The following is a 20,303-nucleotide window of genomic DNA, read 5'->3' on the forward strand; positions in this document are numbered from 1 at the left end:
AGGTTCATATGAATTTTACTCATTTACATTTACATACAGAATACAGTTTACTGGATGGTTCCGGTAAGATTCGAGAAATGGTAGCCAGAGTGAAAGAACTCGGAATGGACAGTATGGCAATAACAGATCATGGTGTCATGTATGGAGTTATAGACTTTTACAGAACCTGTCTATCAGAGGGAATCAGGCCGATTATTGGTTGCGAAGTCTACGTAGCACCAGGTTCCAGGTTTGACCGGGAGGCTAATTCGTCCGACGACAGATATTATCATCTGGTGTTGCTTGCAGAAAATAATACGGGATATGCCAATCTGATGAAGATTGTGTCTTTGGGTTTTTTGGAAGGCTTTTATTATAAACCAAGAGTTGATTTTGAGGTATTAAGAAGTTACAGTGAAGGAATTATTGCCTTAAGTGCTTGTCTTGGGGGAGAAGTAGCTAGTAATTTAAGAAAAGGCTTTTATGAAGAAGGAAAAAAAGCTGCTTTAAATCTCAGAGATATCTTTGGAGATAACAATTTCTTCTTAGAACTCCAAGACCATGGAATTCCTGAACAAAATACGGTAAATCAAGGCTTGCTTCGCATGAACGAGGAGACAGGGATACCTCTTGTAGCTACCAATGATGTTCACTATACTCTAGATAGCGATGCTACCTCACATGACATTCTCTTATGCATTCAGACCCAAAAAAAGGTGACAGATGAAAACCGTATGCGTTATGAGGGGGGGCAGTACTTTATTAAATCTCCAAAAGAGATGCAAAGTCTTTTCCCTTACGCTCTGGAGGCTCTTAACAATACCCATAAGATAGCCATGCGCTGTAACGTAGAGATAGAATTCGGAGAGTATAAGCTGCCTAAATTTGATGTACCGGCAAGCTTTACAGCACTTGAATATTTGCAAAAACTTTGCCGGGACGGGCTTAAAGAAAGATATCCCAATCCTTCAAAGGAGTTATTAGAACGTTTAGACTATGAAATCGAAACGATAAGAAGTATGGGGTTTGTTGATTACTTCCTAATTGTTGGAGATTTTATAAAGTACGCCAGAGACAATGATATTATGGTAGGACCCGGAAGGGGCAGCGCTGCCGGCAGTCTTGTATCGTATTCGCTAGGCATTACCAATATTGATCCAATTAAGTATAACCTCCTGTTTGAGCGTTTCTTAAACCCCGAAAGACTTACTATGCCGGATATTGATATTGACTTCTGCTTCGAACGAAGACAGGAAGTCATTGATTATGTAGTGGAAAAGTACGGTAAAGACCGGGTGGTGCAGATAGTAACCTTCGGAACGATGGCTGCAAGAGCGGTTATCCGTGATGTTGGACGTGTTTTGGATTTAGGTTATGCCAGAGTGGACACCGTGGCCAAAATGATACCTACAGAACTTGGAATTACAATAGAAAAGGCTTTAAAGCAGAATGCAGAATTACGAACTCTTTATCATGAGGATGAAGAGATTAAATATTTAATTGATATGTCCATGCGGCTTGAGGGACTTCCCCGTCACACCTCAATGCATGCGGCAGGAGTTGTTATTAGTAAAGCGCCTGTTATGGAATATGTACCGGTGTCAAGGGCTTCTGATGAATCCGTTACAACCCAGTTTACAATGACCATCTTAGAGGAACTTGGGCTTTTAAAAATGGACTTCTTAGGTTTAAGAACACTTACGGTTATCCAAAACGCCGTACGTTTAATCAATCGAAAACGAAATGACAGTGAGATACTTGATATTAATAAAATTGATTATTCTGATAAAGAAGTGTATACACTTATTGCCTCTGGCAAGACAGAAGGAATTTTTCAGTTAGAAAGTGCCGGTATGAAAAGCTTCATGAAGGAACTAAAACCAAGAGGAATGGAGGATATTATCGCGGGTATCTCCCTATATCGTCCGGGTCCCATGGACTTTATTCCAAAGTATGTAAGAGGTAAGAATGAAGCCGGACAGATACAATATGACTGTCCCCAGTTAGAACCCATATTATCGCCTACCTATGGCTGTATCGTATACCAGGAACAGGTTATGCAGATTGTGCGTGATTTGGCAGGTTACAGCTACGGAAGAAGCGATTTGGTACGCCGTGCCATGTCTAAGAAAAAGGCTTCTGTAATGGAAAAGGAACGCCATAACTTTGTATATGGTAATGAAGAGGAAGGCGTTCTAGGTTGTATGAAAAACGGAATTTCTGAAAAGGTAGCCAACCATATTTTTGATGAGATGACGGATTTTGCAAAGTATGCCTTTAATAAGTCCCATGCAGCAGCTTATGCAGTGGTAGCTTATCAAACGGCATATTTAAAATGTTACTATCCCATTGAGTTTATGGCAGCGTTAATGACTTCTGTTATTGATAATCCGGGTAAGGTTGCCGAATATATCTTTACCTGCCGTCAAATGGGAATTAAAATATTACCTCCCGATATCAATGAAGGCTATAGCACCTTCTCTGTTTCAGAGGGTGCAATACGGTATGGATTATCAGCTATTAAAGGTTTGGGAAGACCGGTAATTGATGCTGTAGTAAGAGAAAGAGAACTCAATGGCAGATTCACTAGTCTGAACGATTTTGCAGAGAGGCTCTCTGGTAAAGAAGTAAATAAACGAACGGTTGAAAGTTTTATAAAGTCCGGTGCTTTTGACAGTCTTTCGGGTACCAGAAAACAATTAATGATGGTATATGTACAGATACTAGATGATATAGCACAAAATAAGAAGAAAAACCTGACCGGACAATTAAGTCTTTTTGACTTCGCAGGGGAAAAAGAGGCGGCGGATTATGAAATAAATCTTCCGGATGTAGGTGAATATACCATGGAGCAGAAGTTAAGCTTTGAAAAAGAAGTACTAGGTATCTATGTAAGCGGGCATCCCTTGGAAGCTTATGAAGAACTGATGAAAAAGAACATTACTGCAACAACTCTGGATTTTGCAATGGATGAGGAAACCAACGAGGTAAAGGTAAAGGATGGTGATACAGCAACAGTGGGAGGAATGATTTCCCAAAAAACCATTAAGACGACCAGAAACAATACCATGATGGCGTTTATTACTTTAGAAGACATGGTTGGAGCAGTAGAGATAATCATATTTCCAAGAGATTACGAAAAGTATAAAATCTTTCTGTCCGAGGATAATAAGATACTGGTAAGAGGAAAAATAACGGTAGAAGAAGAAAAGGCTGCAAAGCTGATATGTCAAGAAATTATTCCCTTTGATCATATTCAAAAAGAAGTCTGGATAAAATATCCAGACAAGCAAAGATTTGTAGAAGATGAACAAAACCTATATCAAATTTTAAGTGATTATGACGGAGAAGATAGCGTTTGTATATTTTTGGAATGTGAAAAAGCAATAAAACACCTGCCTAAAAGCAAAAGTATTAAGGCAGATATAGAACTCCTGGATAAGCTAAAGAAAACCTATGGTGAGGCAAATATCAAAGTGGTGGAAAAGAGTATTGAAAAAGCCAGAAAAAAGGATTAAAATAATAAGGATTTAGTTTTCTTGGAGGTGAACGTTATGGCAAAGGAAATCAAGACAATCGGTATACTTACCAGTGGTGGTGATGCACCGGGAATGAATGCTGCAATCAGAGCAGTTGTCAGGACTGCTTTAGCTAACGGTATTGCAGTAAAGGGAATCCGCAGAGGGTATAGCGGATTGCTGGAAGAAGATATTGTTGATATGGACGCCAAAAGTGTTGCAGATATTATCCAAAGAGGCGGTACCATACTTTACACAGCAAGATGTAAGGAGTTCATGACAAAAGAGGGTCAGGACAAGGGTGCTGAGATTTGCAGAAAGCACGGCATTGACGGATTGGTTGTTATTGGAGGAGACGGTTCTTTCCAGGGTGCAGCCAGGCTTGCAGAACGTGGAATCAATACGGTAGCTTTACCAGGTACCATTGATTTGGATATTGCATGCACAGATTATACCATAGGATTTGACACAGCAGTTAATACAGCTATGGAATCCATTGATAAGGTAAGGGATACTTCAACATCTCATGAAAGATGCAGTATTATTGAGGTTATGGGAAGAAATGCAGGCTACATCGCTCTATGGTGTGGTATTGCTAATGGTGCTGAGGACATACTGATTACTGAAAGATATGACCACGATGAACAGCGTATTATCAATAATATCATTGAAAAAAGAAAGGTCGGCAAGAAACATCATATTATCGTAAATGCAGAAGGTATTGGTGATTCTTACGGATTGGCTAAACGAATTGAGGATGCTACCGGCATGGAATCCAGAGCTACTATCATTGGACATATTCAAAGAGGCGGAAGTCCTACTTGTAAAGACAGGGTATACGCGTCCACAATGGGTGCTATCTCTGTTGATTTATTATGCCAGGGAGAAAGTAATCGTGTCGTAGGTTACAGAGATGGAAAATTTGTAAATTATGATATACAAGAAGCTCTTGCAATGACCAAAGATGTGGATCAATACATGTTTGAAATGGCAAGAAAGTTATCTAGATAATGAACATGATTAATATCTCTACAAATACCATTTCTTCAAAACAAGATATTATGTAATAGTACAAGTATCTTTAAAATAAGTCATTCATGCAATGAAGCGAGGAGCCTGACCTTAGTAGCGCTTATGTGTCATAAGTGCCTTAGCTGTGGTCAGGCTTTTTTTACCTTTCAGGGAAAGATATTGTTCGTGATAGGATACTGATTGAAGAAACGAATAAGTTGTTATAGCCAGTAACAACGCCTTTAAGAAAACGGTACGGAAGATACAATTTAACTATCATTCATTAGAAAGAGGTTGACATGAGTAATAAATTTAAGAAATTTTTATCCTACTATAAGCCCTACATGGGACTGTTTCTGACAGATATGTTTTTTGCCTTGCTAGCAGCAGGAGTATCCTTAGTATATCCTCTGATTGTAAGGTATATTACCAGTGATTTACTTGTGAATTATGAGCTTAGTGAAGCCTTTGACACGATTATAAAGCTAGGATTGCTAATGATAGGCCTGGCTATTATTGAATTGGTAAGTAACTTTTACATATCCTATCAGGGACATGTAATGGGGGCAAGAATGGAATATGACATGAGAAATGACATATTCGAGCATTACCAGAAACTATCCTTTAATTTTTATGATAATCAGAAAACCGGCCAGTTAATGACAAGAATAACCAATGATCTTTTTGATATAACTGAATTGAGCCATCACGGTCCGGAAGATATAGTAATATCTATCATAAAATTCGTAGGTGCATTTGTTATCTTAATTAACATAAATCTCCCTATTACCCTGATTGTGTTTGCATTTATACCGATTATGTTTATATTTGCTTACTACATGAAGAACCGTATGAATCGTGCCTTTCGTAAAAACAGGGAGCGAATTGCAGAAATCAATGCTCAGATTGAAGATAATTTATCCGGTATCCGTGTTGTTAAATCCTTTGCCAATGAAAATAAAGAAATGGATAAATTTCATGACGGTAATCTCAAATTCGTAGAAAGTAAACGTAACAGTTATTGGCAAATGGCGACCTTCCATTCCGGACTTGGACTTTTTACCAGTTTAATTAATGTTGCGGTAATCCTTGGCGGAACTATATTTATGCTGAATGACATTATTGTTTTAAGCGACTTGCTAACGTTCTTACTCTATATTAATACGATTATTGAACCAGTGCGTAAATTGATTAACTTTACCGAACAGTTCCAGAATGGTATCACCGGATTTGATCGTTTTATGGAAATTATGGAGATTCAACCGGATATTACCGATAAAAAGGATGCGGTTGCATTAAAAGAGGTAAAGGGTCAAATTGAATTTCAAGATGTATCCTTTAAATATATTGATACAAAGGCGGATGTATTTCGCGATATTAATCTTAAGGTAGAAGCAGGAGATTATTTGGCGCTGGTAGGGTCTTCTGGCGTAGGTAAGACAACTCTGTGCAGTTTAATTCCAAGGTTTTATGAAGTAAACACCGGAAAGATTTTATTAGATGGTATTGATATCCGTGATATCAAATTACGTTCTTTGCGTAAAAACATCGGTATTGTACAACAGGATGTATACCTTTTTGCAGGTACAGTACTTGAAAATATACGCTATGGTAAATTAGAAGCAACGGATGAAGAAATTATTGAAGCTGCAAAGAATGCCAATGCCCATGCGTTTATCATGGAACTGCCTGACGGTTATAACACCTATATCGGACAAAGAGGTGTGAAGTTATCAGGAGGGCAGAAACAGCGTATCAGTATAGCCAGAGTATTCCTTAAAAACCCTCCGATACTTATCTTTGATGAAGCAACCTCAGCACTGGATAATGAAAGTGAAAAGGTGGTTCAGGAATCTCTGGAGAAGTTGGCAAAAAATAGAACTACGTTTGTAATTGCTCATAGACTTTCTACCATTCGTAATGCCAAAAACATCATTGTGTTAACGGAGGAAGGTATTAAAGAACGTGGTAATCATCAGGAACTGCTTGAGAAAGACGGTGTATATGCAAGTCTTTATAAACTAACTCAGAACGGAGAGCCGGGACTAGCATAACCGGTATAGATACAATCAGAAAGCGAGGCATTAATGGAAAGTAAAATTGTATTCTTTGATATTGATGGAACTTTATATGACCCGGTAATAGGTGTACCGGAATCAACAAAAGAAGCCTTGAAACTATTAACCCAGAATGGGCATATGGCTATTATCTGTACCGGCAGGACGAAGGCAATCATACCAGAGAATATTAAAAACCTTGGCTTTTCTGGAATCGTAGCAGGTGCGGGTACCTATGTAGAGTATAAAAGCCACATTATTCACCACAAAGTAGAAGGAGCAGACTTTGCAAAAGATATACTAGCACTTCTAAAAGAAAATGGTATAAAATTCATTGTAGAAGGGCCTGAATATGTGTATTATGATGGCAGCGACCAGAGTAAGGAATATGAAATGGTTAAAAATGAATTGAATCGTATTGGTATTGATATGCGAGCATTAGAATTCGGTGATTACCGGTTAAATAAAATTACCTGTCATATTCCTAAAAGTAATAGCATGGAAGCAATTCTTCCAAAAATAAAAGAAAAATTTCACTTAATATGGCATCAAAGCGGAAAATTCGTTGAGCTGGTTCCTCTTGGTTATACAAAGGCAACCGGTATTGAATATCTGCTATCTTATCTGGACAGGGACAGAAAAGATACATATGCTTTCGGAGACAGTACCAATGATATTGAGATGCTTGAATATGTAAATTATGGAATAGCCATGGGCAATAGTTATCCGGAAGTATTGAAGAAGGCACGTTATAAGACAAAATCTATAATGGAAAATGGAATTTTTTATGGATTAAAGGAGTTTGGACTCATATAGGCAGGGATATACTCTAAGGAATGGCCATTATGTTGGAACCATTCTGTAATAACCATCGTCTAATAGTTGATAGTAAACGAATGCTGCAACTGATTCGATGGGTGAACTTAACGTGCAGGCGGAAGGACAGGAGATGAACCGGAATTACCGCTAAATAGCATATAGGGGGAAGTTATCAATGTACGAGGAAAACCAGGAGGTTTACGACATTGAAACACTAATTCGGAATTATGGTAATGACGTTCTACGGACTGCGTATATGTATGTCAAGGATAGTCATTTGGCAGAAGACATTTTCCAGGATGTGTTCATCAAAGTAAACCAGAAACTAAGTACCTTTCAAGGGAGCAGCAGTATTAAAACATGGATTATACGTATTACTATTAATACTTGTAAAGATTATCTAAAAAGTGCATGGAACCAAAGGGTTTCACCCTTTACGGAACAGCAGGAAAACACTTTGGCAGGAGAGGACGATTTTACAGCTGTAGAACAAAAGCAGGAGAATAGCCTCATTCGGCAAGCAGTTATGAGACTGCCGGATAAATACAAAGATGTTTTATTGTGTGTCTATTTTCACGAAATGTCTATTGGTGAGACTGCAAAGGCCTTGCAGCTTGCAGAGGGCACAGTGAAAAGCCGATTATCCAGAGCAAAAGATAAGCTAAAGCTTAGCCTTGAAGGGAGGATTTAAGGTGGAAAATAAAAATAACAAGAATGACTTTCCAAACGGCAAGGATGACCTGAATATAAAAGACCATCTAAATGCCTCATTTGATATGGAAAAGATATCAGTTTCTGAAGATTTAATTGCCAGAACATTAAAAAAGATTCAGGACAGTGAAGCTGAAGAAATAACAAATACGGAAGTACAAAAGAAAAAAGTAATACCTATGCGTAGGTATGTCAGTGCGGCAGCAGCTGTGTTACTGGTGGTGGTAGTTGGAACAGCACTGGTTAAAGTTGGTACCCTAAACATAGGTAATGGATATAAATCAATGAATGAATCTAGTTCCAATAATGAAGCAAGTATGCCGGAGGAAGGTGTTTCGATATATTCTACAGCAGACTCTTCTGGGGCAGATTTGAGCGCTAAGCAATCGGAGTCAGACATTATAGCAGAGAGTTCTGTTTCGGAGGAGGAAAAGATTACACTTGATAGTATTTCTGCACCGGAAAAGACAGATAAGGGCTATGCCATGAGTGAAGCACTCACGTTTTCACAGCTCTTTCCGGTTGAAAATTACGAAAAAATTAAGAAATTTACCTTAACGAAAGATTCCGGAGAGGATAAGACGCTTACATTAACTGGTGATGCACTGGAAGCTTTCTATACTTTTCTTGACCAGTATGAGTTTACTGAGTACAAATCAAATGAAGAATCAGTAAAGGAGAACATTCAAAATGGTACATCCCAAGAAAAGGATGTACCCATATGGTATAAAGCTGAGATTGTAACCGCAGATGACCAGAAGATAACACTTACCTTTAAAGAAGGTCTTTCAGTCCGTCACGAAGCAGATTCTCTAAAGGCGGATTATTTCTATAATTTGAAGGATTGGGATGGATTTATTAAAAAAGTAGATGAATTATTTAGCTCCTTGGAGTAAAATAAACAGTACGAAAGAAAAGTGTTTATTACATTTAACAGGAGGATAATTGAAAAATGAACCCGGTTTTAATGGCATTATTAGGAGGCTTGTTTACTTGGGGTATGACGGCTGCCGGTGCAGCGATGGTATTCTTTTTTAAAGAAATTAAGCCTAAAACCTTAAATTTGATGCTGGGCTTTGCCTCAGGCGTCATGATAGCGGCATCTTTCTGGTCCCTGTTACTGCCAGCTCTGGAACTCAGTGAGAGTACACCATTGCCTTGGCTGCCCGTAGTCGGCGGCTTTGGACTTGGAGGGCTGTTTTTATACGCAGCAGATCGGTTTTTTCCTCATGTACATCATGTGGAAGATGAGCCTAAGGGTAGAAGTGGTGTGAAAAAAGCAGCTATTAGAAGAAGTATATTATTGGTAACTGCTATAACACTCCATAACATACCGGAAGGGTTGTCCTATGGTGTTGCCTTTGGTACCATAGGTAGTGCCAAAACGGCTACCCTTGCTAGTGCAGTTATACTGGCAATAGGTATCGGACTTCAAAACTTTCCCGAAGGGGCAGCAGTATCCATACCGCTTCGCCGAGACGGGCAATCCAGAATGCGCAGTTTTATGTATGGGCAGGCCTCCGGTATCGTAGAACCTATAGCAGCAGTTATAGGAGCCTGGCTGGCAAGCTCAATCAGCTGGATACTGCCATATGCTCTGGCTTTTGCAGCCGGTGCAATGATTTTTGTAGTTGTTGAGGAATTGATTCCTGAATCCCAGAATGATTCACATCTGTATGGGCACTCTGCGACCCTTGGAACTATGATAGGGTTTATGGTTATGACCTTACTCGATATTGCATTAGGATAGTATTCTATGAATGTCGGGAATAACGGAATACTTTGCAGGAGCAAAATAAAAACAGCACCAATAACTATAAGTTAATGGGGCTGTTTTTTTACTTATTCAGTAGGGTCTTCTGTATCATCAGTGGTTTCAGCAGCTTTCGCTACCTCTTCCTCAACCGATTCCTGATTCGAATCTTCTGAGGTTATGTTGATTGATACATATTCCCTTGTGTCCTTTTTATCAGAATCTGTAGTATCTTCGTCCTCTGCGTCAAAGTCTTCAAATTCATCTTCAAAATCGTCAAAGTCATCAGAAGAGTCCTTATTCACCAGGTTTTTGTACAGATAATAAGCACCACATGCGAGGGTCGCGATAGATACAGTGCCAAATAAAAACTTTCCAAACTTCTTCATTTTAACATACTTCCTTTCGTTTAACAGTATATGCTGTAACTGCTAATTTTTATACATATAAGGGAATAACTTCTAAAAAATATTCTTACTTTCATTATAAGCCATAGTACTTTAAAAATAAAGTAAAACTTATCTTAAGTTTTACCAAAAACTTAATAAACTAATATAAAATATTTGGTGAAAAACTGTCAAATACCAATGGAAACATATTGCTATGAAAATATAGAAATGGTATAATCTATACACCAATGATCAGATAAGATAAGACCATTTGCAGTGAATTAGAAAGGCAGAGAGGAATGAAATATAGAGAAATAAAAAGCGGAATTTTCCTTTCCAGGCCCAATCGTTTTATCGCAAAGGTGGAAGTGGAAGGAACCGTAACGACCTGCCATGTAAAGAATACAGGCCGGTGCAAAGAATTACTAATACCAGGTGTAACTGTGTATGTTGAAAAATCAGATAATCCCGATAGGAAAACTGATTTCTCGTTAATCGGTGTAAGGAAAGGAGAACGTCTGATTAATATGGACTCTCAGGCTCCAAATAAAGCAGTGCATGAATGGCTTTTAAGAGGTGAATTCCTAGAAGATGTTGTGTCTGTTAAACCGGAAAAAACGTATGGAGATTCCAGATTTGACTTTTATATTGAAACCTCTGAAAAAAAGATTTTTATGGAAGTTAAAGGAGTTACACTGGAAGAAAATGATGTTGTCATGTTTCCTGATGCGCCCACAGAAAGAGGTATCAAGCATATCAAAGAGCTATGTCGTAGCGTTAAGGAAGGATATGAGGCATATGTTCTATTTGTAATACAGATGGACAAAGTGAAACTGTTTAAGCCCAATTACCGTACGCATCCGGAGTTCGGTGAAGCTCTTAAAGAAGCGGAAAAACAAGGGGTGAACATACTTGCTATGGATTGTATTATTCATGAAGACAGTATGGAACTTAATAAATCAGTTCCTGTACTACTTTAAGATTGACACAAACTTGCAGGATAAAAAGAACACAGAATTTGATACCAGAAAGGAAAAGAGGAAATACTATGTACGAGATGAAGACGGAATATTACACAGGCATAGCTTTTATTGATGGAGACCATGAAGAATTATTCAATATAGCAAATGAGGCCTATGAAGTATTAAAGGATGAATTTTTACCTGATAAGTTTGATAACATTGTGGCAATCATAACAAGGCTGAAAGATTATGCCAAAAAGCACTTTGCAGATGAGGAAGCCTATATGCAAAGTTTAAAATATAAAAAATTCTTATCTCATAAAATTGAACATGATGACTTTATTCAGAAGCTGGAAGCAATTGATTTTGACCAAATGGATCATAATCAGGCAGAAACACTCTTAGAATTGCTGGAATTCTTAAGCGACTGGCTGGTACATCACATTCTGGAAAAAGATAAGATGATTAAAGGAAATTAAGAAAGCCTAGATAGAGTACAGCGAGTGTATAATTAGGCAACTGCGAAACGGTTATGTTATGTGTCAGAACAGTTAAAATCATCAAAAACAGGTTCTGATGTGGTGGCAAGTCACCTTTATTTCGAGGTTTCGTCTACTTAAACCTCAAAAAGTAGCGTTTTGCAATTGTCTAAAATGTATAATAGGAAAAAGGAGAGGTGTCATTGAATATCGGTTTATTTACTGAAACATATTATCCTGAAATCAACGGTGTAGCTACTTCGGTATATATGCTAAAAAGGGAATTGGAGGAAATCGGACACACGGTTTATGTATTTACCACTACCACGCCCGGAGCACCAGAATATGAGCATAATGTATTCCGAGTGCCAAGTCTGCCCTGTATATTAATCACAGAACGCAGAATTGGTTTGTTTTATCAGCAGAAACTGGCTTCACTCATAAAAAAACTAAATCTTGATATTATCCATACCCACACAGAATTTTCTTTAGGCATTTTTGGGAGAATAATGGCCAAAGAATTAAAGATACCCATGATTCATACGTACCATACCATTTATGAAGATTACACGCATTATGTAACACATTTTAAACCTCTAGATAAAAGAGCCAAAGCTTTTGTGCGGGTTTTTACCAAGATATGCTGCAACACGGTAGAGCAGGTGATAGTTCCAACAGATAAGGTAAAAGAACTACTGCTTCAATATAGTGTATCTAAGGATATATCAGTCATTCCGACGGGAGTTGACTTAAAAAAATTCAACCCGGAACTTTATACCCCAGAAGAAGTATTGCAGGCTAGATACGAATGTGGTATAGGCAAAGAAGATAAGGTTTTACTGTATATAGGCAGAATTTCCAAGGAGAAAAATATCGCAGAAATAATAGAGGCTATGCCAGATTATATGCATACCAGACCGGAGATTCGTTTTCTGATTATAGGAGGCGGGCCGGAGATGGAGCGGTTGAAGAATCGAACAGTAGAAATGGGACTTGCAGACAGGATACTATTTGCAGGACCAAAACCATGGGATAAAATAGGACTGTACTATCAAATTGGGGATGTATTTGTCAGTGCTTCACGCAGTGAGACACAAGGACTAACCTATATAGAAGCTATGGCAGCAGGGCTGCCGGTAGTAGCCAGACAAGATAAATGTCTAGATGATATTTTAATAAATGGGCATAACGGATATGATTTTACGAATAAAGAAGAGCTGATAAAAGGTCTGGATAAGATTTTGCTTTCTACCGATGATATACCTTATAGTGAGAATGCGATTGCTAAAATGCGCAAATTCTCTACCGAAGAATTTGCTCGGAATGTACAGAAAGTTTATGAAGAAGTAATGAGAAGAGGACCAATCTCTGAACAAAGAGCAGCGAATGAAGCCAAAAAAATTCATAATCTTTTTCGAGTATAGCTTTAAAGAAAGTAATAATATGGAATAAACCATATACTCTAAAGCGTTATGGAAAAAACAGTACTTGACAATGAGTGAGAGAATGCTATAATGAAAACTATCAAGAAACCATAATACGTTGATGAGATGAGTAAGGTGTGAAAAGTTACAGAGAGGGATATGAAAGGCTGAGAATGTCCCATCCGGAAACGTCTGAAAACTACCTCTGAGTGGCCCCAATCCGGTCCGGTGATTCCGTTATCGTCCAATGAGCTGGGAATGAGAATTTTATTCCAATTAGGGTGGAACCGCGAGTATATACGCTCGTCCCTTTCGTAATGTTAACAATAAACAGTCCGCATAATATGCAGGATGTTTACAACATTTGCTAACATTACGAAAGGGATGGGCTTTTTTTATATAATTTACTCTTCCTGTGAATGTTCTATTATATAAAAAGAAACTGAGAAGGATACCAGTCATGCATATGGGATGCTATCAATTCTCTAAATCTAGCTATTACAAATTAAGAAAGGAATAAGGTGTATTTTATGAAGATTACACTAAAAGATGGGTCAGTAAAAGAATATTCTGCTGCAATGAGTGTTATTGATATTGCGAAAGATATCAGTGAAGGCTTGGCAAGAATGGCTTGCGCAGGTGAAATAAATGGAGAAGTGGTGGATTTACGAACCGTAGTGACGCAAGACTGCGAATTAAATATAGTAACCTTTAATGATGATGCCGGTAAGGCAGCTTACAGACATACAACTTCCCATGTGCTTGCAGAGGCTGTTAAACGTCTGTATCCTCAGGCAAAACTAGCAATTGGACCTTCCATTGATACTGGGTTTTACTATGATTTTGATGTGGAGCCATTTGACAGAACCGCTTTAGATGCTTTGGAAAAAGAAATGAAGAAAATCATCAAAGAGGGTGCTGAGCTTGAAAAATTCACACTTTCAAGAGCAGAAGCCATTAAGCTGATGGAAGAAAAAGAAGAGCCTTACAAGGTGGAATTAATTCGTGATCTCCCGGAAGATTCTATCATATCCTTCTACAGACAGGGTGAATTCGTAGATTTATGTGCAGGTCCTCATTTAATGAGTACAAAAGGCATTAAAGCTATCAAATTAATTTCGTCCTCCGGCGCTTACTGGAGAGGCAGTGAGAAGAATAAAATGTTAACCAGAGTATATGGTACTGCCTTCACAAAAAATGCAGATTTGGATGAATATCTGGCTCATCTGGAAGATATAAAAAAACGTGACCACAACAAGCTGGGACGTGAAATGGAACTCTTTACAACGGTTGACGTAATTGGTCAGGGGCTTCCACTGTTAATGCCCAATGGCGTAAAGATTATTCAAACATTACAAAGATGGATTGAAGACGAAGAGGAAAGAAGAGGCTATGTTAGAACGAAGACTCCTTTGATGGCAAAAAGTGATCTGTATAAAATATCCGGTCACTGGGATCATTACAAGGAAGGCATGTTTGTACTTGGTGATGAAGAGAAGGATAAAGAAGTATTTGCGCTTCGTCCAATGACTTGTCCATTCCAGTATTATGTATACAAGGCAAGCCAGAAATCCTACCGTGACCTGCCGCTGCGTTATGGCGAAACTTCTACCCTGTTTCGTAATGAGGACTCCGGCGAAATGCACGGTTTAACGCGTGTCCGCCAGTTCACCATTTCCGAAGGGCACTTAATTGTAAGACCGGATCAGATGGATGCTGAATTTAAAGGCTGTCTGGACTTAGCAAGATATTGCTTAAAGACATTAGGTCTTGAAGAAGATGTAACTTACCGTTTGTCAAAATGGGATCCTACGAATAAGGAAAAATATATTGGTACAGAAGAAATTTGGGAAGAAACACAGGGGAGAATCCGTAAGGTATTACAGGAGCTTGATATTCCATTTACAGAAGCAGATGGTGAAGCTGCCTTTTATGGTCCTAAAGTAGATATTCAGGCAAAGAATGTATATGGCAAAGAAGATACTATGATTACTATTCAATGGGATGCTATCATCGCTGAGCAGTTTGATATGTACTATATTGATCAGAATGGTGAAAAGGTTCGCCCATATATCATCCACAGAACAAGTATGGGATGTTATGAAAGAACACTTGCCTGGTTAATTGAAAAATACGCTGGATTATTCCCAACCTGGTTATGTCCGGAACAGGTAAGAGTATTACCTATATCAGAAAAATATCACGACTATGCTAAGAAGGTTGAAGCTGAATTAGCAGCAAACGGAATTCGCTGTTCCGTGGACGAAAGAGCAGAAAAGATAGGTTACAAGATTCGTGAAACAAGACTTAACAGAGTACCTTATATGCTGGTAGTCGGGCAGAAAGAGGAAGAAGAAGGATTGGTATCTGTAAGAAGCCGTTATCTTGGTGATGAAGGACAGAAATCCTTAGAGACTTTCATTGATGAAATCAGCAAAGAAATAAAAACCAAAGAAATTAAAAAGGTAGAAGTGGAACAGTAATCTTTCAAGATAAGTGGAATCTTTTACAAAGGAGCAATTAAGATGTTAAAAGTAATTGCAGAGGATTTTATCAAAGAGGAATATCTTGATGTGGTTGTACCTATGTATGCTGAATTGTTGGCAGCTACAAAGAAAGAGCCTGGATGTGTTGAGTACAATCTATTTGTTGATGAAGAGGACAAAACACATTTCATCTTTATCGAAGAATGGGTTGATCGTCAGGCGTTGGACGCACATTGTGCTTCGGAGCATTTTACCCGACTTGTGCCAATGATAGACCAGTATCAGTACAAAGAAGGTACGGCCTTGCTGATGAAATCTTTTTAAATAAACAGTAGTTGAAAGACAGTCAATAAAAAATGGCTGTCTTTCTTATTTCTAGGAAGTATGACAGGATTCCTTACTCACTCAAAATGAAGAAACACTATAATTAATCTCATCTGTAATAAACCTTGACAATTGATGTTTTTTTATTATATTATGAATTAGTTTTGATAGTTATTTTGTAAGTTAGGTATAACATTTGAAAAGTTATCATTAAAATAAACGAAATGAATGAAATGGTTTGGAGGAATTATTTTGGCTGATTATTCAAAAGAGATAAATAAAAGACGTACCTTTGCAATCATATCCCATCCCGATGCAGGTAAAACAACTCTGACGGAAAAACTATTATTATATGGAGGGGCAATTAATCTTGCAGGTTCGGTTAAGGGGAAAAAGACGGACAGACATGCAGTATCTGACTGGATGGAGATAGAAAAGCAACGTGGTATTTCTGTTACCTCCTCTGTTATGCAATTTAATTATGGAGATTATTGTATCAATATTCTGGATACACCGGGACATCAGGACTTCTCCGAAGACACCTACCGTACGTTAATGGCGGCAGACTCTGCGGTCATGGTTATTGACGCTTCAAAAGGTGTAGAGAACCAGACAAAGAAATTGTTTAAGGTATGTGTCATGAGAAATATACCTATATTCACCTTTATTAATAAGATGGATAGAGAGGCAAGAGATACCTATGAACTTTTGGATGATATCGAGACAGTACTTGGTATCAGAACCTGTCCTATCAACTGGCCAATTGGCTCCGGTAAGAATTTCAAAGGGGTTTATGATAGGGAGACAAAGCACATTACCCGTTTTTATGCGGCTAATAATGGGCAAAAGGAAGTGGATACTGTTGAAGTGGAGTTAGGAGATGAAAGTCTGGATGCCTTAATCGGAAAAGAGCAGCATGGGATACTTTCAGAGGAAATTGAATTACTTGATGGTGCCAGCAGTGAATTTGATTTAGAAGCAGTACGAGGCGGTAAATTAACGCCGGTATTTTTTGGTTCTGCTTTAACTAATTTTGGTGTAGAAACCTTTTTAAAGCATTTTCTTTCTATGACAACGACTCCTTTGCCAAGAAATACAACAGAAGGTGTAATTGACCCTGCTACCAATGAATTTTCAGCCTTTGTATTTAAAATTCAAGCAAATATGAATAAAGCTCATAGGGACAGAATCGCTTTTATGAGAATCTGTTCCGGTAAATTTGAAGCCGGAATGGAAGTGAATCATGTCCAAGGAGGGAAAAAACTAAGGTTGTCTCAGCCTCAGCAGTTAATGGCACAAGAGAGAAAGATAGTGGAAGAGGCCTATGCCGGTGATATTATCGGTGTATTCGACCCAGGTATCTTTTCTATTGGTGATACTCTGTGTTCCACTGATAAAAAATTCTGCTATGAGGGTATACCTACTTTTTCGCCGGAGCATTTTGCTAAGGTAAGACAGGTAGATACAATGAAACGAAAACAGTTTTTAAAAGGTGTGTCTCAGATCGCCCAGGAAGGTGCCATACAAATATTCCAGGAATTTAATACCGGTATGGAAGAAATTATTGTTGGAGTAGTAGGTGTTCTTCAATTCGACGTATTAAAATTCCGTCTGGAATCTGAATACGGTGTAGAAATCCGTTTAGAGCCCTTAGCTTATGAATATATTCGATGGATTGAGAATAAAGGCATTGATATAAGTAAATTAAGTGTTACCTCTGATACTAAAAAGGTTAAGGATTTAAAAGGCAATCCGCTGTTATTGTTTGTACACAACTGGAGTATTCAGACGGTTTTAGATAGGAACAAAGAATTGAAACTATCTGAATTCGGTAAAGAGTAAGGTATACCCTAGAAAGGGAGCCACCTTAAAACTTTTAATAACAATATGCTTTTTAATAATAAAATAAATTAAAAATAAAAACATAAAAATAAATTAAAAATAAAAACATAAGATATTGACATACGAACTTATATGTGCTACAATAATAAAGCTTGTGAATCATGGCTGTTTTATTGTAGCATATGATGATTCAACGATAACAACAAAGCAGAGTGTCCACTCTCACCTTAGCACTGATTTGTGACTTTGGTTAATAATTTCCACTATGTACCGCTTTTGCAGTACATAGAAGTACTTATTGGATAGTTCAATGAGGAATCGAAGAAATTTTATGTGGATGGTCTTTGCTATCCACTTTTTTATGTCATAAATAATGTAAAAATGCAAGAACAAACCTATGGAGGTGCAGTACTATTAGTGATTTAATGATTAATGAGCAGATTAGAGACAAAGAAATACGTTTAATTGGAGAAGAGGGCGAACAGTTAGGAATTATGCTTGTTAAGGATGCTTTAAAGCTTGCAAAAGATGCAAATCTTGACTTGGTTAAAATCGCACCCACAGCTAAACCACCTGTATGCAAAATCATTGACTATGGTAAGTACAGATATGAGTTAGCAAGAAAAGACAAAGAAGCGAAGAAGAAACAAAAAATTACCGAAGTTAAGGAAATTCGTTTATCACCAAATATCGATGACAATGACTTAAATACTAAGGCAAACAATGCAAGAAAGTTTATCACAAAAGGTGATAAGGTAAAAGTTACTCTACGTTTCCGTGGTAGGGAAATGGCTCACATATCTTCCAGTAGACAAATTTTAGATAATTTCTTTGCAAAGCTTGAGGATGTTGCAGTCGTTGAGAAGCCAGCAAAATTAGAAGGCAGAAGTATGATTATGTATTTGACGGAAAAACGTTAATAACACTTTGTAAATATCCGTGACACTGAACGTCTTGTAGGCTAAACCTGGGCTTTTGCCCTGGTTTACAGTGCACTATGGCGGATTTTGCAGGTGTCATAATAATAAAATAAGACAGTGGGACAACCAGTTATACAGTCTTACTGTATCATGATTAAGGAGGAAATATCATGCCTAAGATTAAAACTAACAGATCAGCAGCAAAGCGCTTCAAAAAAACAGGTACAGGCCAGTTAAAAAGAATGAAGGCTTATAAGAGCCACATCTTAACAAAGAAGTCAACTAAGAGAAAGAGAAATCTTAGAAAAGCTACTTTAATTGATGCAACAAAATTAAAGAATATGAAGAAAATTATGCCATATCTATAAGATATTGGTGTTAAGGAGGGAAATAGAACATGGCTAGAATTAAAGGCGGTTTAAACGCTAAAAAAAGACACAAGAAAGTATTAAAGCTGGCTAAAGGTTACAGAGGAGCCAGATCAAAACAATATAGAGTAGCAAAACAATCTGTAATGAGAGCATTAACTTCTTCTTTCGAGGGAAGAAAACAGAGAAAGAGACAGTTCAGACAGTTATGGATTGCCAGAATCAATGCTGCTGCAAGAATGAATGGTCTTTCCTACAGCAAATTAATGTTCGGCTTAAAAGTTGCTGGTGTTGAAATCAACAGAAAAATGTTATCAGACATGGCTATTAATGATCCTGCTGGCTTCACAGCTTTAACAGAAGTTGCAAAATCCAAAATAGCATAATAAGATTTATTTCACATAGATAGGCTTCTTCCTTACTTTTGGGTTTGGAGAAGCCTTTTTGATACTAATAACTTAATATAAAACATAATGAGCCTAAGAAAGCGATAGAACAAAAGTAAATTGCGCAATTGTTATTTTATGTGTCAGACCAATTAAAATTATTAAATTAGGTCACGATTATTGGATAATCACATGTTTTGGTAATTCCGGCTATTCAAATCTCTAAAATTATCGTTTCGCAATTACCAATTATAGAAAAAACAGGGAAGGTGAAGAAATGGCAGGCAAAAAAAATAGTTTGATTCAAGAATTTAAAACGTTTGCTATGAGAGGAAATGTAATCGATTTAGCGGTTGGTGTGATAATTGGTGCAGCTTTTCAAAAAATTGTATCCTCTTTGGTAAACGATTTGATTATGCCTCTTATAGGATTGATCACAGGAGGAAGTAACTTTAACGAACAATTTTTTATATTAAGGCTTCCGGAAGGAGTGGATAAAAGTCAGGTTACGTCTCTTTCCGTGGCAGCCGAATTAAATGTACCTACTTTTAATTATGGGTCTTTTGTAACTACGGTACTTGATTTTTTAATTGTAGCAGTAGTAATATTTTTTATGGTAAAAGGAATCAATAAATTAAACACTGTTAGAAAAAAAGAAGAAGCTCCTGTAGTACCCGTTACTAAGAAATGCCCTTACTGTAAAAGCGAAATTGCAATAGAGGCAACCAGGTGCCCTCATTGTACTTCAGAGCTGGATGTGGCTGAATAAAAGCTAACTTATGCTTTAAAAGTCCAGTTTTAGGAGAAGACAAATATATACTGCAAATTTCAATTTCATCATTTGTATAAACTTTTGCTACTCAATTTCATATATT

At 37.6% G+C, this 20,303-nt stretch carries 18 protein-coding genes and 1 other annotated feature; of the genes, 17 read left to right on the forward strand and 1 reads right to left on the reverse strand.

Annotated elements, in window-relative coordinates; genetic code table 11:
- The first annotated feature begins 8 nt into the window (after positions 1–8).
- The 7 genes from acsn021_RS02825 (at position 9) to acsn021_RS02855 (ending at position 9,845) form a co-directional block, all read left to right on the forward strand.
- Positions 9–3,497 carry a DNA polymerase III subunit alpha gene (locus tag acsn021_RS02825; protein ID WP_184092592.1) on the forward strand — a complete coding sequence of 1,163 codons (3,489 nt, stop codon included), beginning with the start codon at positions 9–11 and terminating at the stop codon, positions 3,495–3,497.
- Positions 3,498–3,533: 36 nt separating this feature from the next.
- Entirely contained in the window at positions 3,534–4,508 is a 975-nt protein-coding gene (pfkA, locus tag acsn021_RS02830; protein WP_184092591.1) for a 6-phosphofructokinase, read from the forward strand.
- A gap of 299 nt (positions 4,509–4,807) precedes the next feature.
- On the forward strand, positions 4,808–6,562 hold the full coding sequence (locus acsn021_RS02835) for an ABC transporter ATP-binding protein (RefSeq protein ID WP_184092590.1): 1,755 nt from the start codon (positions 4,808–4,810) through the stop codon (positions 6,560–6,562).
- 33 nt (positions 6,563–6,595) lie between these two features.
- Entirely contained in the window at positions 6,596–7,381 is a 786-nt protein-coding gene (locus tag acsn021_RS02840) for a Cof-type HAD-IIB family hydrolase (protein ID WP_184092589.1), read from the forward strand.
- 178 nt (positions 7,382–7,559) lie between these two features.
- Positions 7,560–8,075 carry a sigma-70 family RNA polymerase sigma factor gene (locus acsn021_RS02845; RefSeq protein WP_184092588.1) on the forward strand — a complete coding sequence of 172 codons (516 nt, stop codon included), beginning with the start codon at positions 7,560–7,562 and terminating at the stop codon, positions 8,073–8,075.
- 1 nt (position 8,076) lies between these two features.
- Positions 8,077–8,991, forward strand: coding sequence for a hypothetical protein (locus acsn021_RS02850; protein ID WP_184092587.1), 915 nt, complete (start codon positions 8,077–8,079; stop codon positions 8,989–8,991).
- 56 nt (positions 8,992–9,047) lie between these two features.
- Complete coding sequence (locus acsn021_RS02855) at positions 9,048–9,845, forward strand: ZIP family metal transporter (protein ID WP_184092586.1); 798 nt, start codon at positions 9,048–9,050, stop codon at positions 9,843–9,845.
- A 92-nt stretch (positions 9,846–9,937) separates the two neighbouring features.
- Here the strand turns inward: acsn021_RS02855 and acsn021_RS02860 are convergent, their stop codons facing one another.
- Positions 9,938–10,237 carry a hypothetical protein gene (locus acsn021_RS02860; RefSeq protein ID WP_184092585.1) on the reverse strand — a complete coding sequence of 100 codons (300 nt, stop codon included), beginning with the start codon at positions 10,235–10,237 and terminating at the stop codon, positions 9,938–9,940.
- Positions 10,238–10,536: 299 nt separating this feature from the next.
- On the opposite strand from acsn021_RS02860, the gene sfsA reads away from it, so the two are divergent.
- From sfsA to mscL, 10 genes are all read left to right on the forward strand, one after another.
- A complete protein-coding gene (sfsA, locus tag acsn021_RS02865) occupies positions 10,537–11,217 on the forward strand; it encodes a DNA/RNA nuclease SfsA (protein ID WP_184092584.1) in 681 nt (226 codons plus the stop codon).
- Between the two features lie 68 nt (positions 11,218–11,285).
- Entirely contained in the window at positions 11,286–11,678 is a 393-nt protein-coding gene (locus tag acsn021_RS02870) for a bacteriohemerythrin (RefSeq protein WP_184092583.1), read from the forward strand.
- A gap of 203 nt (positions 11,679–11,881) precedes the next feature.
- Positions 11,882–13,102: a glycosyltransferase family 4 protein gene (locus acsn021_RS02875; RefSeq protein WP_184092582.1), complete on the forward strand. Its 1,221-nt coding sequence runs from the start codon at positions 11,882–11,884 to the stop codon at positions 13,100–13,102.
- 109 nt (positions 13,103–13,211) lie between these two features.
- Positions 13,212–13,416, forward strand: a binding site (T-box leader).
- 216 nt (positions 13,417–13,632) lie between these two features.
- The gene (gene thrS, locus acsn021_RS02880; protein WP_184092581.1) at positions 13,633–15,585 is read left to right on the forward strand and encodes a threonine--tRNA ligase; all 1,953 of its coding nucleotides are present in this window, start codon (positions 13,633–13,635) and stop codon (positions 15,583–15,585) included.
- Between the two features lie 42 nt (positions 15,586–15,627).
- The gene (locus acsn021_RS02885; protein ID WP_184092580.1) at positions 15,628–15,912 is read left to right on the forward strand and encodes a putative quinol monooxygenase; all 285 of its coding nucleotides are present in this window, start codon (positions 15,628–15,630) and stop codon (positions 15,910–15,912) included.
- A gap of 252 nt (positions 15,913–16,164) precedes the next feature.
- Positions 16,165–17,754, forward strand: a complete 1,590-nt coding sequence (locus tag acsn021_RS02890; protein WP_184092579.1) for a peptide chain release factor 3 — start codon at positions 16,165–16,167, stop codon at positions 17,752–17,754.
- 425 nt (positions 17,755–18,179) lie between these two features.
- Positions 18,180–18,674 (forward strand): translation initiation factor IF-3, encoded by a 495-nt coding sequence (gene infC / locus acsn021_RS02895; RefSeq protein ID WP_184092578.1) that lies wholly within the window; start codon positions 18,180–18,182, stop codon positions 18,672–18,674.
- A 170-nt stretch (positions 18,675–18,844) separates the two neighbouring features.
- Positions 18,845–19,042, forward strand: coding sequence for a 50S ribosomal protein L35 (rpmI, locus tag acsn021_RS02900; RefSeq protein WP_184092577.1), 198 nt, complete (start codon positions 18,845–18,847; stop codon positions 19,040–19,042).
- Between the two features lie 29 nt (positions 19,043–19,071).
- On the forward strand, positions 19,072–19,428 hold the full coding sequence (rplT, locus tag acsn021_RS02905) for a 50S ribosomal protein L20 (protein ID WP_184092576.1): 357 nt from the start codon (positions 19,072–19,074) through the stop codon (positions 19,426–19,428).
- 277 nt (positions 19,429–19,705) lie between these two features.
- Positions 19,706–20,197, forward strand: coding sequence for a large conductance mechanosensitive channel protein MscL (mscL, locus tag acsn021_RS02910; protein WP_184092575.1), 492 nt, complete (start codon positions 19,706–19,708; stop codon positions 20,195–20,197).
- Positions 20,198–20,303: the final 106 nt, after the last annotated feature.

This window comes from Anaerocolumna cellulosilytica, assembly GCF_014218335.1.
In the GTDB taxonomy this organism is placed as follows: Bacteria; Bacillota; Clostridia; order Lachnospirales; family Lachnospiraceae; genus Anaerocolumna; species Anaerocolumna cellulosilytica.